15 protein-coding genes and 2 pseudogenes are annotated in these 19793 nt (G+C 60.8%); 13 read left to right on the top strand and 4 right to left on the bottom strand.

All coding sequences use genetic code 11. The features are described from left to right. Positions 1–196: 196 nt before the first annotated feature. The 3 genes from NPS56_RS02720 (at position 197) to NPS56_RS02710 (ending at position 3563) form a co-directional block, all read left to right on the top strand. Entirely contained in the window at positions 197–1228 is a 1032-nt protein-coding gene (locus tag NPS56_RS02720) for a LacI family DNA-binding transcriptional regulator (RefSeq protein WP_274073342.1), read from the top strand. A 134-nt stretch (positions 1229–1362) separates the two neighbouring features. After that, a complete protein-coding gene (locus NPS56_RS02715; RefSeq protein ID WP_274073341.1) occupies positions 1363–2001 on the top strand; it encodes a glutathione S-transferase family protein in 639 nt (212 codons plus the stop codon). Between the two features lie 140 nt (positions 2002–2141). Next, positions 2142–3563 carry an MFS transporter gene (locus NPS56_RS02710; protein WP_274073340.1) on the top strand — a complete coding sequence of 474 codons (1422 nt, stop codon included), beginning with the start codon at positions 2142–2144 and terminating at the stop codon, positions 3561–3563. Between the two features lie 49 nt (positions 3564–3612). Here NPS56_RS02710 and NPS56_RS31265 read toward each other — a convergent pair. The 3 genes and pseudogenes from NPS56_RS31265 to NPS56_RS02700 all read right to left on the bottom strand — a co-directional run. Then, positions 3613–4029 (bottom strand): annotated as a pseudogene (locus NPS56_RS31265) (methyl-accepting chemotaxis protein); the annotation flags it as partial. A 129-nt stretch (positions 4030–4158) separates the two neighbouring features. Beyond that, positions 4159–4827, bottom strand: a pseudogene (locus tag NPS56_RS31260) (PAS domain-containing protein); the annotation flags it as partial. A 528-nt stretch (positions 4828–5355) separates the two neighbouring features. Continuing rightward, on the bottom strand, positions 5356–6015 hold the full coding sequence (locus NPS56_RS02700; protein ID WP_274073338.1) for a peptidase inhibitor family I36 protein: 660 nt from the start codon (positions 6013–6015) through the stop codon (positions 5356–5358). A 226-nt stretch (positions 6016–6241) separates the two neighbouring features. Here NPS56_RS02700 and NPS56_RS02695 point away from each other — a divergent pair, with 226 nt between their 5' ends. The 8 genes from NPS56_RS02695 (at position 6242) to NPS56_RS02660 (ending at position 16006) form a co-directional block, all read left to right on the top strand. Next, the gene (locus NPS56_RS02695) at positions 6242–8692 is read left to right on the top strand and encodes a penicillin acylase family protein (RefSeq protein WP_274073337.1); all 2451 of its coding nucleotides are present in this window, start codon (positions 6242–6244) and stop codon (positions 8690–8692) included. A 193-nt stretch (positions 8693–8885) separates the two neighbouring features. After that, positions 8886–9911 carry a ligase-associated DNA damage response exonuclease gene (locus NPS56_RS02690; protein WP_274073336.1) on the top strand — a complete coding sequence of 342 codons (1026 nt, stop codon included), beginning with the start codon at positions 8886–8888 and terminating at the stop codon, positions 9909–9911. Beyond that, complete coding sequence (locus tag NPS56_RS02685) at positions 9908–11593, top strand: ATP-dependent DNA ligase (protein WP_274073335.1); 1686 nt, start codon at positions 9908–9910, stop codon at positions 11591–11593. Before NPS56_RS02690 ends, NPS56_RS02685 begins: the two co-directional genes overlap by 4 nt. A gap of 217 nt (positions 11594–11810) precedes the next feature. Continuing rightward, a complete protein-coding gene (locus NPS56_RS02680) occupies positions 11811–12593 on the top strand; it encodes a transporter substrate-binding domain-containing protein (protein WP_274073334.1) in 783 nt (260 codons plus the stop codon). Positions 12594–12649: 56 nt separating this feature from the next. Further along, the gene (locus NPS56_RS02675) at positions 12650–13378 is read left to right on the top strand and encodes an ABC transporter permease (protein ID WP_274073333.1); all 729 of its coding nucleotides are present in this window, start codon (positions 12650–12652) and stop codon (positions 13376–13378) included. Continuing rightward, complete coding sequence (locus NPS56_RS02670) at positions 13375–14085, top strand: ABC transporter permease (protein WP_274073332.1); 711 nt, start codon at positions 13375–13377, stop codon at positions 14083–14085. Before NPS56_RS02675 ends, NPS56_RS02670 begins: the two co-directional genes overlap by 4 nt. Before the next feature lie 24 nt (positions 14086–14109). After that, a complete protein-coding gene (locus tag NPS56_RS02665; RefSeq protein ID WP_274073331.1) occupies positions 14110–15228 on the top strand; it encodes a succinylglutamate desuccinylase/aspartoacylase family protein in 1119 nt (372 codons plus the stop codon). A 13-nt stretch (positions 15229–15241) separates the two neighbouring features. Further along, entirely contained in the window at positions 15242–16006 is a 765-nt protein-coding gene (locus NPS56_RS02660) for an ABC transporter ATP-binding protein (protein WP_020797089.1), read from the top strand. A 46-nt stretch (positions 16007–16052) separates the two neighbouring features. Here the strand turns inward: NPS56_RS02660 and NPS56_RS02655 are convergent, their stop codons facing one another. After that, entirely contained in the window at positions 16053–16433 is a 381-nt protein-coding gene (locus NPS56_RS02655) for a hypothetical protein (RefSeq protein ID WP_274073330.1), read from the bottom strand. Between the two features lie 188 nt (positions 16434–16621). Here NPS56_RS02655 and NPS56_RS02650 point away from each other — a divergent pair, with 188 nt between their 5' ends. Together NPS56_RS02650 and pdeM are read left to right on the top strand one after the other, a co-directional pair. Continuing rightward, the gene (locus NPS56_RS02650) at positions 16622–19108 is read left to right on the top strand and encodes a ligase-associated DNA damage response DEXH box helicase (protein ID WP_274073329.1); all 2487 of its coding nucleotides are present in this window, start codon (positions 16622–16624) and stop codon (positions 19106–19108) included. Beyond that, positions 19108–19773: a ligase-associated DNA damage response endonuclease PdeM gene (gene pdeM / locus NPS56_RS02645; protein WP_274073328.1), complete on the top strand. Its 666-nt coding sequence runs from the start codon at positions 19108–19110 to the stop codon at positions 19771–19773. The genes NPS56_RS02650 and pdeM overlap by 1 nt, the downstream gene beginning before the upstream one ends. Positions 19774–19793: the final 20 nt, after the last annotated feature.

The following is a 19793-nucleotide window of genomic DNA, read 5'->3' as shown; positions in this document are numbered from 1 at the left end:
ACAGCGCTACCTTTGCCAGTTATGACACTAGACCAAAAGCAGAAGTTGCCGACGCCTTTCTTGTCATTTTGTGGGTTGCAGCATGTGTGTTCCCAACGCCAAAAAGCGAGGATCAGGCGAACCCCCGCTCACGCATTTGCAGCTGCATCGAGACAGCGCTACCTTAGTGCCTTGAATTTTGTTTGGCAAGCCGTCGATGACTCCAACTAAAAACGATAAAAATACCCGCACCACTGGCCGCCCTACTCTCAATGAAGTGGCACGCCTGGCCGGTGTCAGTCCGATTACCGCCTCCCGGGCCCTGCGCGGGGTCAGCACGGTGGCCACGGAACTCGTGGAAAAAGTCCAGAAAGCCGCGCTGGAACTCAACTACGTGGTCAACCCCGCGGCCCGTGCCCTGGCCTCGGCGCAAAGCCATTCGGTGGTGGTGTTGGTGCCGTCCTTGTCCAACCTGCTGTTCATCGACACCCTGGAAGCCATTCATCAGGTGTTGCGCCCCAAGGGCTTCGAAGTGCTGATCGGCAACTTCCATTACTCGCGCGACGAAGAAGAAAACCTGCTGCGCAACTACATGGCCTATCAGCCTCGCGGCTTACTGCTGACCGGTTTCGATCGCACCGAAAGTTCGCGGCGGATGATCGAAGCCAGCAACATCCCGTGCGTGTACATGATGGAACTGGACAGCGCGGCCGGTCTCAATTGCGTTGGCTTTTCGCAACTGGCGGCGGGTGAAACGGCGGCCGAGCATCTGCTCTCACGCGGGCGCAAGCGCCTGGCGTACATCGGCGCGCAACTGGATCAACGCACGCTGCTGCGCGGTGAAGGTTTCCGCAAGGCCCTGAAAAATGCCGGCCTCTACGACCCGGACCTGGAAGTGCTGACCCCGCGCTCTTCGTCCGTCGGCCTGGGTGGCGAACTGTTCCTGCAACTGCTGGCCAGTCATCCGGACGTCGATGCGATCTTCTTCGGCAACGACGACCTGGCCCAGGGCGCCTTGCTTGAAGCCATGCGCTGCGGGATCAAGATCCCCGAACAGGTGGCGATCCTGGGTTTCAACGATTTGCCGATGTCAGAACACATGGTCCCGCGCCTGAGCAGCATCAACACCCCTCGCGAAGCCATCGGCCGTCGCGCGGCGGAGCAGATGCTGACGCTGATGGCCGGTAATACCGTGGCCAGACCGGTGCAGGACATGGGGTTTGAGTTGAAGGTGCGTGAGAGTACCTGATGCTATAACTCGCTTCCTGTAGGAGCTGCCGCAGGCTGCGATCTTTTGATCTTCGCTCTTGAAATCAAGATCAAAAGATCGCAGCCTGCGGCAGCTCCTACAATTGGATATACGCCTCTCGCTGGAGTAGTTCGATGGAACACACACTGAAGATTCTGGGAAAAGCCTCGTCGATCAACGTCCGAAAGGTCCTGTGGACCTGTGAGGAACTGGGCCTTTCCTACGAACGCGAGGATTGGGGCAGCGGTTTTGCCTCGACTCACAGCCCCGAGTTTCTGCGGTACAACCCCAACGCACAGGTGCCAGTGATCATCGATGAGGCGGGCGTGCTGTGGGAATCCAACACCATCTGCCGCTACCTGAGCGCCAGGCACCAGCACCACCACACGGAGCTGCTGCCCAGCGACCCGGCCGCGCGCGCCCGGGTGGAGCAGTGGATGGACTGGCAGGCTACCGATCTCAATTCGTCCTGGAGCTATGCGTTCATGGCGCTGGTGCGCAAGGATCCGGAGTACCAGGAAGCCCATCGCATCGAAGTCGGCGTGCGTGGTTGGAACCAGAAAATGGCCATCCTCGAACACCAGCTCGCGACCACCAAAGCCTATGTAGCCGGGGCAAAATTCAGCGTGGCCGACATTGTCATTGGCCTCTCGGTCAACCGCTGGCTGATGACGCCCATGGAGCGGCCCGATTATTCGGCCGTCGACGAGTATTTCAAACGTCTGGCGCAGCATCCGGGCTTCCTTAAACACTGCTGTAACGGCCTGCCTTGAGCGGTCGAGCGCTATAAATCAGCAAAATGTAACCATTCATTGCAATAACTTGGCGAATCTCGGTGTTCAGGCACCGGGATTCACAATCATTGATATCCGATAGCAGGCTAAGCTTCTCCATCATAAAATTGGACCAGCCCATGACTGCTCACGCCCCTGCTGCCCAGGCAGATGACATCGACCCACTGCGCGCCGCGCAGATTTCCGCCCGCATCGATCGCCTGCCCGCCGTCTCCACTCTCTGGCGCCTGGTGGCGTTGCTATCAATCGGTGGGTTCTTCGAGCTCTATGACCTGTTCCAGACCGCCTACATCAGCCCCGGCCTGATCAGCGACGGCATCTTCGCCACCGGCAACCAGGGTGTGTTCGGTTTCTCCGATCAAGCCGCCTTCGCTTCGGCGACGTTTCTTGGCCTGTTCCTCGGCGCCAGCCTGTTGAGCCCTTTGGCCGACCGCTTCGGCCGGCGCGCGATCTTCACCTTCGCGTTGATCTGGTACACGGTCGCCACCGTATTGATGGGTGTGCAGAGTTCGGCGTTGGGCATCATCTGCATGCGCTTCCTGGTGGGCATCGGCCTGGGCATCGAACTGGTGACCATTGATGCCTACCTCTCGGAGCTGGTGCCCAAGCGCATGCGCAGCTCGGCCTTCGCCTTCGCGTTTTTCGTGCAATTCCTGTCGGTACCGGCAGTGGCGCTGATGTCATGGTGGCTGGTACCCCAGGCGCCGTTCGGTGTGTCGGGCTGGCGTTGGGTGGTTTTGGCCAGCGCGGTGTTTGCGTTGTTCATCTGGTGGTTGCGCTCACGCTTGCCGGAATCGCCGCGCTGGCTGGCGCAGCATGGGCGGTTCGAGGAGGCCGACCAGATTCTCGCCCGCATCGAAGCACGCTGCGTGAAGGATCAGGGCAAACCGCTGGACGAGCCGGAACTGGCAGCGGTGGACATCCAGGGCAAGGGGCGTTTCGCCGATATCTGGCAGCCACCGTATCGCCGCCGGGCCTTGATGCTGATCGTGTTTCACGTGTTCCAGGCCATCGGTTTCTTCGGTTTCGGCAACTGGTTGCCAGCGTTGCTCAATGGCCAGGGTGTAAGCATCACGCATAGCTTGATGTATGCGTTCATCATCACCCTTGCCTATCCGCTGGGGCCGTTACTCTTCGTGAAATTTGCCAACCGTTTCGAGAACAAGTGGCAGATCGTCGGCTCGGCACTGGGTGCCATGACCTTCGGCACATTGTTCGCCCTGCAAACCAGCGCGTTCGGCCTGATCTTTTGCGGGGTGATGATCACCTTCTGCAACGCCTGGTTGAGCTTCAGCTATCACTCGTACCAAAGCGAATTATTCCCTACCAACATCCGCGCCCGGGCGGTAGGGTTCTGCTATTCGTTCAGCCGTTTGTCGACTGTCTTCAGCAGTTTGTTGATCGGTATTTTCCTCGAACACTTCGGCACCCCGGGCGTACTGGCGTTCATCGTCAGCAGCATGTTGATCGTCATGTTGACCATCGGCATGTTTGGCCCGCGCACCCGCAACCTGGCACTGGAAAACATTGCCCATCGCTGAAGACCTTACGGTAACTGCAGAAGCCGGCTTGCAGGCTCCTGCAATTCGGTCAGTTCAACTGCAACGTCGAGTTGAACTGGCTGATGGCGTCCACCACATGTCGCGAGCCCTGCTGGATCTCCAGGATCACCTCCCCCGCCTCGTTCGCCAGCTCCACGCCGAGCCCGGTTCGACTCAGGCTCGACTGCATGCTCGACACCGCACTCAATGACAGGTCGTGGTTCTTGCGCACCACATCGACAATCTCCAGGGTGGCCTGGCTGGTGCGTGCGGCCAGGCTGCGCACTTCATCGGCCACCACGGCAAACCCGCGCCCGTGCTCGCCGGCGCGGGCCGCTTCGATGGCGGCGTTGAGCGCCAGCAGGTTGGTCTGATCGGCAATCCCGCGGATGGTCTGGACGATGGTGCCAATGATCTCGGACTGCTTGTTCACCGCATCGATGCTCAGCGCCGCCTGGTTCAAGTCCCTGGAGATGTCCTGGATGATCTGCACCGTCTGCTGCACGACCTCGGAGCCCTTGCGCGCGCAGGCGTCGTTTTGCACCGAGGTGCTGTGGGCCGAGTCCGCGGCGGATTGCAGGGTGGTCATCTGTTGGGTGATGTCGCTGGCGAACTTGACCACCTTGTACAGGCGGCCCTTGGCGTCGAACAACGGGTTGTAGGAGGCCTCCAGGAATATCGTCTGGCCCTGCTTGCTCTTGCGCTCGAATCGATGGGAGTGATATTCGCCGCGGTTCAGCGAGGCCCAGAAGTTCTTGTAGCCCTGGGATTCCGCTTCGGCGCGATGGCAGAACATGCTGTGATGCTGACCGACGACTTCATTGAGCGAGTATTGCGTGGTTTTCAGGAAGTTGTCGTTCGCCGTGATCACACGGCCTTCGGGGGTGAACTCGATCACCGCCATGGAGCGGCCAATGGCGGCGAGCCTGCTTTGGTTTTCGTGTTCCTGGTTGACCCGGGCGGAAATGTCGGTAGCCACCTTGATCACGCTGCGCACCTGCCGATCGGGACCCAGCACCGGCATGTAGCTGGCTTCGAGCCAGATCTCCTTGCCGCTCTTGTTCAAGCGCAGGAAAGCGCCGCTGATCGGTTCGCCCCGGGCGAGATCACGCCACAACCTGGCGTACTCCTCGCTGCGGTAAAACGCCTCTTCACAGAATATCCGGTGATGTTTGCCGCGTACTTCTTCGGCACTGTATCCCATGGCCTTGCAAAAATTCTCGTTGGCCTCAAGGACGACGCCATCGGGGGTGAATTCAATCATCGCCATTGACCGACTGACCGCAGCCAGCTTGGCGTTGGCTTCGGTCAGCGCGCAGCTGAAACGTTCGATTTCCAGCAGGTCAGCCTTGTGATGCAGGTTAAACATGGTCGTATCACCTTTGCGCGTTTATGAAAGTTGCCGGTCTTTCAAATCCACCACTACGTTCAACAGAACAGGCACACGCGTTCCTCCAAGGAGGAGGAACCCATCAGGTGATTGGTGATGTTCGATCGGAGGGGGTCCTTATAACGACACTCTCATCAAGACATCCTTCTCTTGATAGCCCGGGGTCGGGCCAGCCCTAACGTGCTCATAAGCGAACTCCATTTCCGGATAACGTCCTGCAAGTGTGTTGGTGCCTTGGGTTGCGCACTCTGACAGTCTGGTTCGAGGGACCACATCCACCGATAACGGTCGACATGGTTAGTTACGCGTCAGCATAGACATCGGCCTTGGGCTTGCAAGGCCACTAGTCGGCCAGTATTGAGGACAAAATCGGTTCAGCGAGTGGATGATTTGTCCGACTGCCTATTGCGCAAACAACATGGACATGGGGGCGAATGCGATGCTCACGATCCGAGCGTTATGCCCGGTCAGTCGGCGCTGGGCAGTGATCTCCGTCCAGGTGTCGATGATGCGGATATCTTCGGGAATACTGAACGGACAGCAGCCTTTGCCAAGGATCACCTCCCTGATATTGCTCATCACCATGTTGCCCCTGGCGCCAGGCCCATCCACGCCGAAGATCTTCACTGAGTGGGCCTTGTTGTTGTGCTGCCAGGAGGCGACCTGGGCACTCATACCGTAATCGGACAGATTGACCGGCCGGCTTTTCGAAGTGCTGAGCAACGACAATTTCCTGCCTGCGAAATCCGCAGCGCTCCACAGACACACGTAACCGTAATCACAGGCGCGATCTGACTGACCTTCGTCGCCGGGTACCGGAAAGGTCAGCACAACGGCACCGTTGTCGTAAATCACTTGAGTCGAACTGACTTGATGCCCTCCGGACTGACTAAGGAGTTGTCGGTCGATTTGCTGTTGCACCTCGGCTTTTTGCCCGACAGACATGGGCGGTTCAAACAAGGCATAGGGGCTGCGCTCGACCGTCGCCTGCTTCGCCGAAAAGAACAGTACGCCGACACCGAGGCAGAGTGCCACGAAGCCAACCAGCCATTTGCTGTTCATGCACAAACTCCGTCGCCTGGAACGCTGAACACCCTCAGCGTGAGCAGGAAACCAGAGTCCCTTCGGCACAATTGATTGTCTACTGTCAGAAATAACAGGCTCGACGGATGGCACCATCAGGCGAGTTGTTGAAATAACCCCGCGCCCCGCTTGCGCGGGCCCCTCCTGCTCACTAACGTAGCGCCTTTATTGCGCGCCGCCGCCTCTACCCCGCAGGAGCTTTGCCATGGCCTCGCCAGCCCTTTCACATTTTCTACCCCGGTTCGGCGTTGCCGCAGCAGTGGCGGGTATTTTAAGCCTGACCGGTTGTCAGAGCTTCAATGCCCAGGACACCCTCCCGCCCACCTCTGGCGTACAGCCGCTCAAAGGGCTGGCGCAGAACGTTTCGGTGCGGCGCAATGCCATGGGCATGCCGTTGATCGAAAGCAACAGTTTTCACGATGCGCTGTTCGCCCTCGGCTATGTGCACGCCAGTGACCGCATTACCCAGATGGTCACCCTGCGCTTGCTCGCCCAGGGTCGATTGGCCGAGATGCAGGGCTCGGACGTGCTGGACGCCGACCGCTATATGCGCGCGGTCAACCTGAAGAAAAACGCCGGCGAGTTGTACAAGGCCTCTTCTGCGCGCCTCAAGCGCTTCTTCGAAGTCTATGCCCGCGGGGTCAACGCCTATCTGTTCCGCTACCGCGACAAGCTGCCAGCCGACCTCGTCGCCACCGGGTACAAGCCCGAGTACTGGCAGCCGGAAGATTCGGCGCTGATTTTCTGCCTGTTCAACTTCAGCCAGTCCGCCAACCTGCCCGAGGAGATTGCCTCGCTGGTGCTGGCCCAGACCGTCACCACCGACAAACTGCCGTGGCTGACCCCTTCGGCCCCGGATGAAAAACTGCCCCTGGGCGAAAGTGAAAAGCTTCAGGGCATCAAGCTCAACGGCCAAGTACCGGGGCTGGCTGACATCAGCAAGGCCACCGACCAGCTGTCCGGGCTGAATCTGCTGGGCGCCACTTCATCGAACAACTGGGCCATTGCCCCGCAACGCAGCCGCAGCGGTAAAAGCCTGCTGGCCAGCGACAGCCATGGCCCGATGGGGGTGCCATCGCTGTTCAGCTACGTGCAGATCCGCGCACCGAAGTATCAGGCTTCCGGGGCGACCATCGCCGGCTTGCCGATGATATTGGACGGGTTCAACGGCAAAGTGGCCTGGAGCATGACGACCGTCATGGGCGATAACCAGGACCTGTTCCTGGAAAAAATCAAACGCCAGGGCAACGGGCTGTCCTACGAAACCGCTGGCAAGTGGCAGCCGGCGATCGTGCGCAACGAAACCTACTTCGTCAAAGGCCAGCGGCCGATTCGCGAAGCCGTGTTCGAAACCCGCCACGGTCCCCTGCTCAACAGTGCCCAGGGCCTGGCCCAGGGCAGCGGTTTCGGCCTGGCCTTGCAAACGCCAAGCTTTACCGACGACAAGAGCCTGGACGCCTTCTTTGACTTGTCCCGTGCGCAGAACGTCGAGAAAGCCTCGGACGCCAGTCGCGAAATTCGCGCCATTGCCCTGAACCTGGTGTTTGCCGATGCCAGCAACATTGGCTGGCAGGTCACCGGTCGCTATCCGAACCGCCGCGAAGGCGAAGGCCTGCTGCCCTCGCCGGGTTGGGAGGGGCGTTACGATTGGGACGGTTACGCCGACCCGATGCTGCACCCCTACGACCAGGACCCGGCCCAGGGCTGGCTCGGCACCGCCAACCAGCGGGTCATTCCCCATGGCTATGGCATGCAGCTGTCCAATTCCTGGTCGGCACCGGAACGTGGCGAACGCCTGGCCGAGCTGGCCGGCGTGGGCAAACATGACACCCGCAGCCTGATCGCCATGCAGTACGACCAGACCACCACCTTCGCCGCCAAGCTGAAGAAAATGTTCGAGGCACCGGGTATGTCCCAGCCGCTCAAGCAGGCCATCGAGGCTTTGCCAGTGGCCGATCGTGGCAAGGCTCGCGAGGCCTTGACCCGCCTGATGGCGTTTGACGGCAAACTCAGCCCGACTTCTGCCGACGCGGCGATCTACCAGCTGTTCCTGCAGGAAAGCACCCGGCAGATTTTCCTCGATGAATTGGGACCGCAAGGCAGCCCGGCTTGGCAAGCCTTCATCGCCAATGGCTCGCTGTCCTACGCGGCGCAGGCCGATCACTTGCTGGGGCGTGAAGACAGTCCGTTCTGGGATGATGTGCACACCGCACAGAAAGAAGACAAACCGGCGATCCTCGCCCGCAGCCTGGCCGCCGCGATCAGCGCAGGCGACAGTCAGTTGGGCGGCGATCACAAAGCCTGGCAGTGGGGCAAACTTCACCGCTATGAGTGGAAGAACACCAGTGGCCAGACTGTGCGCGGGCCTCAGCCGGCTGGCGGCGACCAGACGACCCTCAACACGGCCGCGTTCGCCGTGGGCCAGGACTTCAACACCACGCGGGCACCGGCCATGCGTCTGATCGTCGACTTCGGCCAGCCCGAACCGTTGATGGGCCAGATCGCCACCGGCCAGTCCGGCAACCCGGCCAGCCCGAACTACCTCAACGGCATCGAGCCGTGGCTGAAGGGGCAGTACCAGAGCTTGCCGATGCAGCCGGCGAATTTTGACCGGGTGTATGGGACCAAGCGGTTGACCCTGACACCTGGCAAATAACGCCTAGCCAAAATGTGGGAGCGGGCTTGCTCGCGAAGGCGGAGTACCAGTCAACATACATGTTGAATGTGAAGCCGCTTTCGCGAGCAAGCTCGCTCCTACAGGGGTAGGTGGTTTACCCGGGAAATCCCGATAGAACTTCTCCCTGCGCGCCAGCCTCCTAGCTAACAAGCCCCTCCACCTGGATAACAACGTGGACCTTGTCATCGCGCGACCCGAAGGCTTGTACTGCCCTGCTGGCGATTTCTACATCGACCCGTGGCGGCCGGTCGAGCGTTCGGTCATCACCCACGCCCATGGCGACCACGCCCGTACTGGCAACCAGCATTACCTGGCGGCGGCACCCGGCGAGGGGATTCTGCGTGCGCGACTGGGCCAGGACATCGACCTGCAAACCCTGGCGTATGGCGAGCGGCTGCTGCATCACGGCGTCACCCTGAGTTTCCACCCCGCCGGCCACGTACTCGGCTCGGCCCAGGTGCGCCTGGAATATGGCGGAGAAGTCTGGGTGGCGTCAGGCGACTACAAGATCGAACCCGATGGCACCTGCGCCGCCTTCGAGCCAGTGCGCTGTCACACCTTCATCACCGAGTCTACATTCGGTTTGCCGATCTACCGCTGGCAGCCCCAGGCGCAGGTGTTTGCCGAGATCAACCAGTGGTGGCAAGCCAACGCCGCGCAAGACAAAACCAGCGTGCTGTTCTGTTATTCCTTCGGCAAGGCCCAGCGCATCCTCCACGGCATCGATGCCAGCCTGGGGCCCATCCTGGCCCATGGCGCGGTCGAGCCGCTGAACCGTGTTTACCGCGAGAGTGGAATAAACCTGCCACCGACGCTCTATGCCGGCGACTTCCAGAAAAACGATCCAATCCTGCGTAAAGCGCTGGTCATCGCTCCACCCTCCGCCGGTGGCAGCACCTGGATGCGCCGCTTCGGTGACTTCAGCGACGGCTTCGCCAGCGGCTGGATGCGCTTGCGCGGGGCACGTCGGCGACGCGGTGTGGATCGCGGCTTCGTGCTGTCCGATCACGCTGACTGGCCCGGTTTGCTCTGGGCCATCGAACAGACGGGTGCGCAACGGGTGATGGTCACCCACGGTTCAGTCGCAGTACTGGTGCGCCACTTGCGTGAACAAGGCCTGGACGCCCAAGGCTTCAGTACCGAGTACGGCGACGAAGAGGAGGCATCGACAGCCGAAGCCATCGAGGCGTCTCCATGAAGGCGTTTGCCCAGTTGTACGCCGAGCTCGACGCCACGACGTCGAGCAACGCCAAGCTGGCGGCGATGCAGGATTACTTTGCCCAGGCTGCACCGGAAGATGCCGCGTGGGCGGTGTACTTTTTGTCCGGAGGTCGCCCCAGGCAGTTGGTGCCGGTGCGCGTGCTGCGGGAGTTGGCCGTCGCGTATTCCGGGCTTTCACCCTGGCTGTTCGAAGAGAGTTACCAGGCGGTCGGCGACATGGCGGAAACCATTTCCCTGGTGCTGCCGGAGATGCCCTACCGCTCCAACGACGGCCTGGCGGTGTGGATCGAAGAAAAACTGCTGCCATTGCGCGGCGAATCCCCGCAGGTGCTCGCCGAGCGCCTGCCGGTGCTCTGGTCGCAACTGGACCGTCCCAGCCTGATGCTGTGCATCAAATTGATCACCGGCAGCTTTCGCGTCGGCGTCTCCAAGTTGCTGGTGACCCGGGCCCTGGCCGCCATGGCGCAGCTGGACAGCAAGCGCGTGGCCCAGCGCATGGTGGGCTACACCGACCTGTCCAACCGGCCGAGTGCCGCCAGCTACCTGAAGTTGATCGCCGCGCAATCGCCCGACGAGCATGCGCAACGCGGCGGTCAGCCGTATCCGTTTTTCCTCGCCCATGCCCTGGCGCAACCGGTCGAACAATTTGAAGCGCTGCTCGGTGCCGCCAGCCATTGGCAGGTGGAATGGAAGTGGGACGGCATCCGGGCGCAGATCGTCAAGCGCGATGGGCGCCTGTGGATCTGGTCGCGGGGTGAAGAGCTGGTCACCGATCGCTTTCCGGAATTCGACAGCCTGATCCACTGCCTGCCCGACGGCACCGTGATCGACGGGGAAATCGTTGCCTGGAAAACCACTCGATCAGCGACCGAAGATGCCTTTGATCCGGCCCCGGATGCCCCCGCCGTGCAACCTTTCGCCCTGTTGCAGCAGCGGATCGGCCGTAAGAACCTCACCCGCAAGATTCTCAATGACGTGCCGGTGGTCATCCTCGCCTACGACTTGCTGGAATGGGAAGGCGCGGACTGGCGCAACCAACCGCAAAGCCGACGGCGCAGTCAGCTGGAGCAGGTGATCGCCCAGGCCAACAATCCACTGCTGCTCGCCTCGCCGCTGTTGACCGGTGAAGACTGGTTCGACCTGGCCCGGCAGCGGGAAGCATCGCGCAAGCTCGGGGTCGAAGGCATGATGCTCAAGGCTCGGGACGCCCTCTACGGCGTCGGTCGCACCAAGGACATGGGGGTCTGGTGGAAATGGAAAGTCGACCCCTTCAGTGTCGACGCAGTGCTGATTTATGCGCAGCGCGGTCATGGCCGCCGGGCCAGTCTCTACAGCGATTACACCTTCGCCGTCTGGGACGCGCCACCGGACGCCAGCGAGCGCGCGCTGGTGCCGTTCGCCAAGGCCTATTCGGGGTTGACCGATGAGCAGATGCGCCAGGTCGACAGCATCGTGCGCAGAACCACGGTGGAAAAATTCGGCCCGGTGATCAGCGTCAAGCCGAGCCTGGTGTTTGAACTGGGTTTCGAGGGTATTGCCTTGTCCAAACGCCACAAAAGCGGGATTGCCGTGCGGTTTCCACGGATGCTGCGCTGGCGCCAGGACAAGTCGGTCGAAGAAGCTGATCACCTGGGTACATTGCAGGATTTGCTCGGCTGAACCCAATCTTTGCGAGCACCGCGCAGAACCAAAAAAGTGCGGGCTTTTCATCACGCCCAATTTCGTGCACTAATCGCCTCCTGCAATTTCCCGAAAACCTTTTAAACGCTTGTTCGGCACTATGGTTCGGAAATTGCTACTTTCATCAGGGCTTACGCTTACCAGTAACAATAATTCTGCGCCACAAGCGCTCATATTGGTTCTTAGGGATTGAATAATGAAAAAAGCATTGCTGACCCTTTCTGCACTGGCGTTGTGCGTGGCAGCCGGTTCCGCGCTGGCAAAGGAATACAAGGAATTGCGTTTTGGTGTTGACCCTTCCTATGCACCGTTCGAGTCGAAAGCGGCCGACGGCAACCTGGTAGGTTTCGACATCGACCTGGGGAACGCGATCTGCGCCGAGCTGAAGGTCAAGTGCAAATGGGTCGAAAGCGATTTCGACGGCATGATTCCTGGCCTCAAGGCCAATAAATTCGACGGCGTGATCTCTTCGATGACCGTCACCCCAGCCCGCGAAAAAGTCATCGACTTCTCCAACGAGCTGTTCTCCGGTCCGACCGCCTACGTGTTCAAGAAAGGTTCTGGCCTGACCGAAGACGTCGCTTCGCTGAAAGGCAAGACCGTCGGCTACGAACAAGGCACCATCCAGGAAGCCTACGCCAAGGCCGTGCTGGACAAGGCAGGGGTGAAAACCCAGGCTTATCAGAACCAGGACCAGGTGTATTCCGACCTGACTTCCGGTCGTCTCGATGCCGCGATCCAGGACATGCTGCAAGCTGAACTCGGCTTCCTGAAGTCGCCAAAAGGCGAAGGCTACGAAATCAGCAAGCCAGTCGACAGCGAACTGCTGCCAGCCAAGACTGCAATCGGTATTAAGAAAGGTAACACCGAGCTGAAAGCCCTTTTGGATAAAGGTATCAAAGCGTTACACGATGATGGCACCTACGCCACCATTCAGAAGAAACACTTTGGCGATCTGAACCTGTACAGCGGCAAGTAATGCCCGGCGCCCATCTCGCGATGGGCGCTTTTTTCATCCGATCAGGTTGCTGATTTATGTTCGAAAACCTCTTACAAAACCTGGGGCTCTCCGCCTTCAGCCTCAAGGGCTTTGGCCCGCTGCTGATGGAAGGCACCTGGATGACCATCAAGTTATCGGCGATGTCGCTGCTGGTGGCCGTATTGCTCGGCCTGCTCGGCGCCAGTGCCAAGCTGTCAAAAGTCAAATTGCTGCGCCTGCTTGCCCAGTGCTACACCACACTGATTCGCGGAGTGCCGGACCTGGTGCTGATGCTGCTGATCTTCTACAGCCTGCAAACCTGGCTGACGTCGCTCACCGACTACATGGAATGGGAATACATCGAGATCAACCCGTTCAGCGCAGGCGTTTTGACCCTGGGCTTCATTTACGGCGCGTACTTCACCGAAACCTTCCGCGGTGCCATCCTCGCCGTGCCTCGCGGCCAGGTCGAAGCGGCCACTGCCTACGGGCTCAAGCGCGGCCAGCGTTTTCGCATCGTGGTGTTCCCGCAAATGATGCGCTATGCCCTGCCGGGTATCGGCAACAACTGGATGGTGATGCTCAAGGCCACTGCACTGGTGTCGATCATCGGCCTCGCCGACCTGGTCAAGGCTGCCCAGGATGCGGGTAAAAGCAGCTATCAACTGTTCTACTTCCTGGTACTCGCCGCCCTGATCTACCTGATGATCACCAGCGCCTCCAACTTCATTCTGCGCTGGCTCGAACGTCGCTACGCCGCCGGTACCCGGGAGGCCGTACGATGATCGAACTCCTGCAGGAATACTGGAAAGCCTTCCTCTACACCGACGGCCAGAACATCACTGGCCTGGCCATGACCCTGTGGTTACTCAGTGCGTCGATCTTCATCGGCTTCATCGTCTCGATTCCGCTGTCGATCGCCCGGGTCTCACCGCACGCCTACATCCGCTGGCCGGTGCAGTTCTACACCTACCTGTTCCGCGGCACGCCTTTGTATATCCAGTTGCTGATCTGCTACACCGGGATCTACAGCCTGGCCGCCGTGCGCGCGCAACCGGTGCTCGACAGTTTCTTCCGCGATGCGATGAACTGCACCATCCTGGCGTTTGCCCTGAACACCTGCGCCTACACCACGGAGATTTTCGCCGGGGCGATCCGCAGCATGGCCCATGGTGAAGTCGAAGCGGCCAAGGCCTACGGCCTGACAGGCTGGAAGCTGTATGCCTACGTGATCATGCCTTCGGCGCTGCGTCGCTCGTTGCCGTACTACAGCAACGAAGTGATCCTGATGCTGCACTCGACCACCGTGGCGTTCACCGCGACCATCCCGGACATCCTGAAAGTCGCGCGGGACGCCAACTCGGCGACCTTCCTGACCTTCCAGTCGTTTGGCATCGCCGCGCTGATCTACCTGACCGTCACCTTTGCGCTGGTCGGCCTGTTCCGCCTCGCCGAACGCCGCTGGCTGGCCTTCCTCGGGCCGACCCACTAGGACCCGCTTCGGGATACAAGAAAAATGCGCCACCAGATACACGACCTGCTGGCCCCCTTGCCGGGGACCGCACGACAGATCCACAGTTTTCACTTCGGCCCACAACCGGCCAAGGGCAAGATCTACATCCAGTCGTCCCTGCATGCCGATGAAATGCCCGGCATGCTGGTGGCCTGGCACCTCAAGCAACGCCTGGCGGAGCTGGAAGCCGCCGGCCGGCTGCGCAGCGAAATCGTCCTGGTACCCGTGGCCAACCCGGCCGGCCTGGAACAGGTGCTGATGGATGTACCGCTGGGCCGCTATGAGCTCGAAAGCGGGCAGAACTTCAACCGCTGGTTCGTTGATTTGAGCGAAGAGGTCGGCAACGCCATCGAGGGCCAACTCGGCGACGATCCGCAGCGCAACCTCGAACTGATCCGCGACAGCCTGCGCCATGCCTTGGCGCGCCAAACCGCCAGCACCCAATTGCAATCCCAGCGCCTGACCCTGCAACGGCTGGCCTGCGACGCCGACATGGTGTTGGACCTGCATTGCGATTTCGAGGCTGTCGCCCACCTGTACACCACGCCCGAGGCCTGGCCGCAGGTCGAGCCGCTGGCCCGCTACATTGGTGCGCAGGCCAGTCTTCTGGCGACCGATTCCGGCGGCCAGTCGTTCGATGAATGCTTCACCCTGCTCTGGTGGCAGCTGAAAGAGCGCTTCGGCGAACACTTCGACATTCCCCATGGCAGTTTTTCGGTCACCGTCGAACTGCGCGGCCAGGGCGACGTCAGTCACCCAATGGCCAGCCTCGACAGCCAGGCGCTGATCGATTACCTGATTCAATTTGGCGCGATTGCCGGAGAACCGGCGCCATTGCCCGACCTGCCCTACCCGGCAACTCCCCTGGCCGGGGTAGAACCTGTGGCGACCCCGGTCGGCGGCTTGCTGGTGTTCAGTGCCCTGCCGGGGCAATACCTCGAAGCCGGGCAACTGATCGCCGAAATCATTGACCCGATCAGCGACCGCGTCACGCCTGTCCATTGCACCGCCGCCGGCTTGATGTACGCCCGTTCGCTGCGCCGCATGGCCACGGCCGGCATGGTGATCGCCCACGTCGCGGGCGCCGAAGCCTATCGCAGCGGCTACCTACTTTCGCCTTGAGGATGCATGCTCCATGTACAAACTGACCATTGAAGGCCTGCATAAAAGCTATGGCGATCATGAGGTGCTCAAGGGCGTTTCGCTCAAGGCCAACACGGGTGACGTCATCAGCCTGATCGGTGCCAGCGGCTCCGGGAAAAGTACCTTCCTGCGCTGCATCAACTTCCTCGAACAACCCAACGACGGCGCCATGAGCCTCGACGGCCAGGCCATCCGCATGATCAAGGATCGCCACGGCATGCACGTGGCCGATGCCGATGAACTGCAACGGATCCGCACCCGCCTGGCCATGGTGTTCCAGCATTTCAACCTGTGGAGCCACATGACGGTGCTGGAAAACATCACCATGGCCCCGCGCCGGGTGCTGGGCTGCAGCAAGCAGGAAGCCGAAGACCGTGCCCGGCGTTACCTCGACAAGGTCGGGCTGGCGGCGCGCGTAGCGGATCAGTACCCGGCGTTCCTCTCCGGCGGCCAGCAACAACGGGTGGCGATTGCCCGCGCGTTGGCGATGGAGCCGGAAGTGATGCTGTTCGATGAACCGACCTCGGCGCTGGACCCGGAACTGGTGGGCGAAGTGCTCAAGGTGATCCAGGGCCTGGCCGAAGAAGGCCGGACCATGATCATGGTCACCCACGAAATGAGCTTCGCGCGCAAAGTGTCGAGCCAGGTGCTGTTCCTGCACCAGGGCCTGGTGGAGGAAGAAGGCGCGCCGGAGGACGTGCTGGGCAACCCGAAGAGCGAACGCCTGAAGCAGTTCCTCAGCGGCAACCTGAAGTAACGGTCGCCGATGAAAGGGAAGCACGGGCTTCCCTTTCATTTGAAACTCAGCCACTGGCGTGCTCGAGCCTGAAGCTGCCGTTCTCCACCTCGATACCTTCGGCGTCCAGGCCACGGAAACTTCCGGCAAACTGTGCGTCGCCCCCTACCATCAAATCAAGCGACCCTCGATACAACTCCGTTTCCGAGTCGCCCGTCACATGAATGATCATGGGCGAGCGCTCACACAGCCCCAGAGGAAATCCGCCACTCTCGATACCCTGCGGCAGATAGATGTAAAACGTTTTGTCCTTACCATTGCTCGCCCCAAGGCAGTGCAGGCCTGGCAACTCGTAGTATTCGAGCATTGGCGCTGCTCGAAACGCGAGATGCCTCCCACCCTCCGTGATCATATCGGCGTGCAAATGCCCCGTACGAACTGACTTCATCTGAATGTTCCTTTTCATGTTCATGGACAACAGCGCTGCGATAAAACCACGGCCAATCGGCCAATAGGTTTCAACCAAACACACAGTTATTTCCGAATATGAGAAATTCTGAATCGCGTTCAGTCATTAAACCTTTCGCGCTGCGCCGTGGTCACTGAAGGAACACTCTCAGAGCGCACACCGCCGGCATGGGAACCACCACCGACTTCGCAAAACGCTGGTTTGCCGCGCGCGACTGGAAGCCGTTCGACTTTCAGAAACAGGTATGGGCCGCAGTAAAACAAGGACAGTCCGGTTCGTTGCACGCCAGCACCGGCGCCGGCAAAACCTACGCGGTCTGGTTCGGCGCGCTCAATCGCTTCGCCCACTCTTCGCCTGCGCTTGAAACACCTCGCAAACGCAAACCTGTGGCCGCTCCCCTGACCGTATTGTGGATAACCCCCATGCGCGCCTTGGCCGCCGACACGGCCCGCGCACTGGAGGCGCCGCTGCAGGATTCGCAGATTCCCTGGAGTGTCGGCCTGCGCACGGGCGATACCAGCAGCAGCGAACGGGCGCGCCAGAGCCGACGCCTGCCAACCGCGCTGATTACCACCCCGGAAAGCCTGACCTTGATGCTCGCCCGAGCCGACGCCCAAACAGCGCTCTCGACCTTGCGCATGGTGGTGGTCGACGAATGGCACGAATTGCTTGGCAACAAACGCGGCGTGCAACTGCAACTGGCCCTCGCCCGTCTGCGCCGCTGGCATCCGCAATTGATCGTGTGGGGCGTATCCGCGACCTTGGGTAATCAGTCCCACGCCGAACAGGTATTGATCCCACAGGGCGGCGGCATCAGCGTTCAAGGCCGCACGCCCAAGAAACTGCAGGTGGACACGCTGCTGCCGCCCGGGATCGAACGCTTTCCATGGGCCGGACATATCGGCCTGAAAATGTTGCCGCAGGTCGCCGCGCAACTGGATGCAAGCGCCAGCAGCCTGGTCTTCACCAATACGCGAGCGCAATCGGAAATCTGGTACCAGGCCTTGCTTGAAGCCCGGCCGGACTGGGCCGGGCTGATCGCACTGCATCACAGTTCGTTGTCCCGGGAAACCCGCGACTGGGTGGAACGCGCCCTCAAGGAAGGTCAACTCAAGGCGGTGGTCTGCACCTCCAGCCTGGATCTGGGAGTGGATTTCCTGCCGGTGGAACGGGTGCTGCAAATTGGCTCGGCCAAAGGCGTGGCGCGGCTGATGCAGCGTGCGGGGCGTTCGGGGCATGCGCCGGGGCGAATTTCACGGGTGACCCTGGTGCCGACCCACAGCCTGGAGCTGATCGAAGCCGCGGCGGCACAGGATGCAGTAGCGCAGCGCCGGATCGAACCGCGAAACTCCCCCCATAAACCCCTGGATGTGCTGGTCCAGCACCTGGTCAGCATGGCCCTGGGCGGTGGGTTTGTGCCCGATGAGTTGTTTGATGAGGTCCGCACAGCCTGGGCTTATCGCGATCTCAGCGTGGCGGACTGGACCTGGGCCCTGGCTTTCGTACGCCATGGCGGGTTTTCCCTGACAGCCTACCCGGATTACCGCCGGGTTGAACCGGATGATCAGGGCATCTGGCGTGTACCCGATGCGCGACTGGCCCGGCGCCACCGCATGAGCATCGGCACGATTGTCAGCGACGCGAGCATTCAATTGAAGTTCTGGAGCAAGGGCGGCGGTGGCAAGCAACTGGGCAGTGTCGAAGAAGGCTTCATCGCGCGGCTCAAGCCGGGTGACGGTTTTCTGTTTGCCGGTCGCCTGCTGGAGTTGGTGCGCGTGGAAAACATGACCGCCTATGTCAAGCGCAGCACCGTGAAAAAAGCCGCGGTACCGCGCTGGAATGGCGGGCGCATGCCCCTTTCCAATGAACTGGCGCAAGCGGTGGTGGAGCGGTTCAGTGCGGCGGCGCGCGGCGAGTTCAGCGGCCCGGAAATGCAGGCATTGCGTCCACTGCTGGAGGTGCAGCAACGCTGGTCTGGCTTGCCGACGTCGCAATCGTTGCTGGCCGAGGCGCTGAAGTCCCGTGAGGGCTGGCACCTTTTCCTGTATCCCTTCGCCGGCCGCCAAGTGCACCTGGGCCTGGCGAGTTTGCTGGCGTGGCGAGTCAGCCAGCAGCAGGCTCTGACGTTTTCCATCGCGGTCAATGACTATGGACTGGAACTGCTCAGCGCCACCCCTGTGGATTGGGTACAAGCACTGAACCCGGGGTTGTTGAGCCCAGAGCATTTGCTGGGGGACGTAGTCGCCAGCCTGAATGCCGGAGAGCTGGCCTTGCGGCGCTTTCGAGAAATCGCCCGGATCGCCGGGCTGGTGTTCGCCGGTTACCCCGGCGCACCGAAAAGCACACGGCAAGTTCAAGCCTCGAGCGGGTTGTTCTTCGAAGTGTTCAAACAGTACGACGCAGGCAATCTGCTATTGGCCCAGGCCGGCGAAGAAGTCCTACGGGAGGAACTGGATATTCATCGCCTGGAACAGACGTTGACGCACATCAGTTCACTCAGTCTCGACCTGCATCACGTCAAACGTCCTACGCCACTTGGGTTTCCACTGCTGGTGGAACGCATGCGCGAGAGCATGAGTTCAGAAAAACTCGCCGACCGCATCCGGCGCATGGTCAGCGACCTCGAGAAAACCGCCAGTACAGGGAAAGCCTGATGAGTACGCCCTACCCTGTGCAACTGGCCGGCGAGGAGCTCTGGCTGCTGCCGGAAAAAGCGATCTACTGGCCCGCGCAACAAGCCCTGTTGATCGCCGACGTGCATTTCGGCAAGGCCGCCGCTTACCGCAGCCTTGGCCAACCGGTGCCCCAAGGCACCACCCACCGCAATATCGCCGTGCTCGATGGACTACTGGCCACCCTGCCCTGCCGCCAGCTGATTTTCCTCGGGGACTTTCTTCACGGTCCGGGCTCTCATGCGAGCGCCACGCTGAAAGCCTTGGCTGACTGGAGAGCACGCAACGCCGAGCTGGCCATGACGCTGATTCGCGGTAACCACGACAAGCGCGCCGGGGATCCGCCGGCCTCGTTGAACATTCGCGTGGTGCCTGAGCCGTTGTTGCTGGGGCCATTCGCCTTGCAGCACGAACCCGAGCCGCATCCGCATCGGCATGTGCTTGCCGGTCACGTGCATCCGGTCTATCGGCTCCACGGTCGGGGTCGGCAGACCCTGCGGCTGGCCTGTTTCAGGCTTGGCGAGGAAATCAGCCTGCTTCCGGCCTTCGGCGCGTTCACCGGTGGCTATCAGGTTGAAAGGGGTGACGACTGCAGAATTTTTGTCATCGGCGACAACGAAGTATGGCCGGTGTACCCGCCCCTGTAGGAGCGAGCTTGCTCGCGATG

This window comes from Pseudomonas putida (assembly GCF_028682635.1).
In the GTDB taxonomy this organism is placed as follows: domain Bacteria; phylum Pseudomonadota; class Gammaproteobacteria; order Pseudomonadales; family Pseudomonadaceae; genus Aquipseudomonas; species Aquipseudomonas putida_AE.
Note: the sequence above shows the minus strand (reverse complement) of the source record. Positions and strands in the feature narration are given on the sequence as shown.

Excerpts from the sequence above, each read along its gene's own strand:
- NPS56_RS02720 (WP_274073342.1), top strand. The coding sequence starts at position 197 with ATGACTCCAACTAAAAACGATAAAAATACCCGCACCACTGGCCGCCCT.
- NPS56_RS02715 (WP_274073341.1), top strand. The coding sequence starts at position 1,363 with ATGGAACACACACTGAAGATTCTGGGAAAAGCCTCGTCGATCAACGTC.
- NPS56_RS02710 (WP_274073340.1), top strand. The coding sequence starts at position 2,142 with ATGACTGCTCACGCCCCTGCTGCCCAGGCAGATGACATCGACCCACTG.
- NPS56_RS02700 (WP_274073338.1), bottom strand. The coding sequence starts at position 6,015 with ATGAACAGCAAATGGCTGGTTGGCTTCGTGGCACTCTGCCTCGGTGTC.
- NPS56_RS02695 (WP_274073337.1), top strand. The coding sequence starts at position 6,242 with ATGGCCTCGCCAGCCCTTTCACATTTTCTACCCCGGTTCGGCGTTGCC.
- NPS56_RS02685 (WP_274073335.1), top strand. The coding sequence starts at position 9,908 with ATGAAGGCGTTTGCCCAGTTGTACGCCGAGCTCGACGCCACGACGTCG.
- NPS56_RS02680 (WP_274073334.1), top strand. The coding sequence starts at position 11,811 with ATGAAAAAAGCATTGCTGACCCTTTCTGCACTGGCGTTGTGCGTGGCA.
- NPS56_RS02675 (WP_274073333.1), top strand. The coding sequence starts at position 12,650 with ATGTTCGAAAACCTCTTACAAAACCTGGGGCTCTCCGCCTTCAGCCTC.
- NPS56_RS02670 (WP_274073332.1), top strand. The coding sequence starts at position 13,375 with ATGATCGAACTCCTGCAGGAATACTGGAAAGCCTTCCTCTACACCGAC.
- NPS56_RS02665 (WP_274073331.1), top strand. The coding sequence starts at position 14,110 with ATGCGCCACCAGATACACGACCTGCTGGCCCCCTTGCCGGGGACCGCA.
- NPS56_RS02660 (WP_020797089.1), top strand. The coding sequence starts at position 15,242 with ATGTACAAACTGACCATTGAAGGCCTGCATAAAAGCTATGGCGATCAT.
- NPS56_RS02655 (WP_274073330.1), bottom strand. The coding sequence starts at position 16,433 with ATGAAGTCAGTTCGTACGGGGCATTTGCACGCCGATATGATCACGGAG.
- NPS56_RS02650 (WP_274073329.1), top strand. The coding sequence starts at position 16,622 with ATGGGAACCACCACCGACTTCGCAAAACGCTGGTTTGCCGCGCGCGAC.
- pdeM (WP_274073328.1), top strand. The coding sequence starts at position 19,108 with ATGAGTACGCCCTACCCTGTGCAACTGGCCGGCGAGGAGCTCTGGCTG.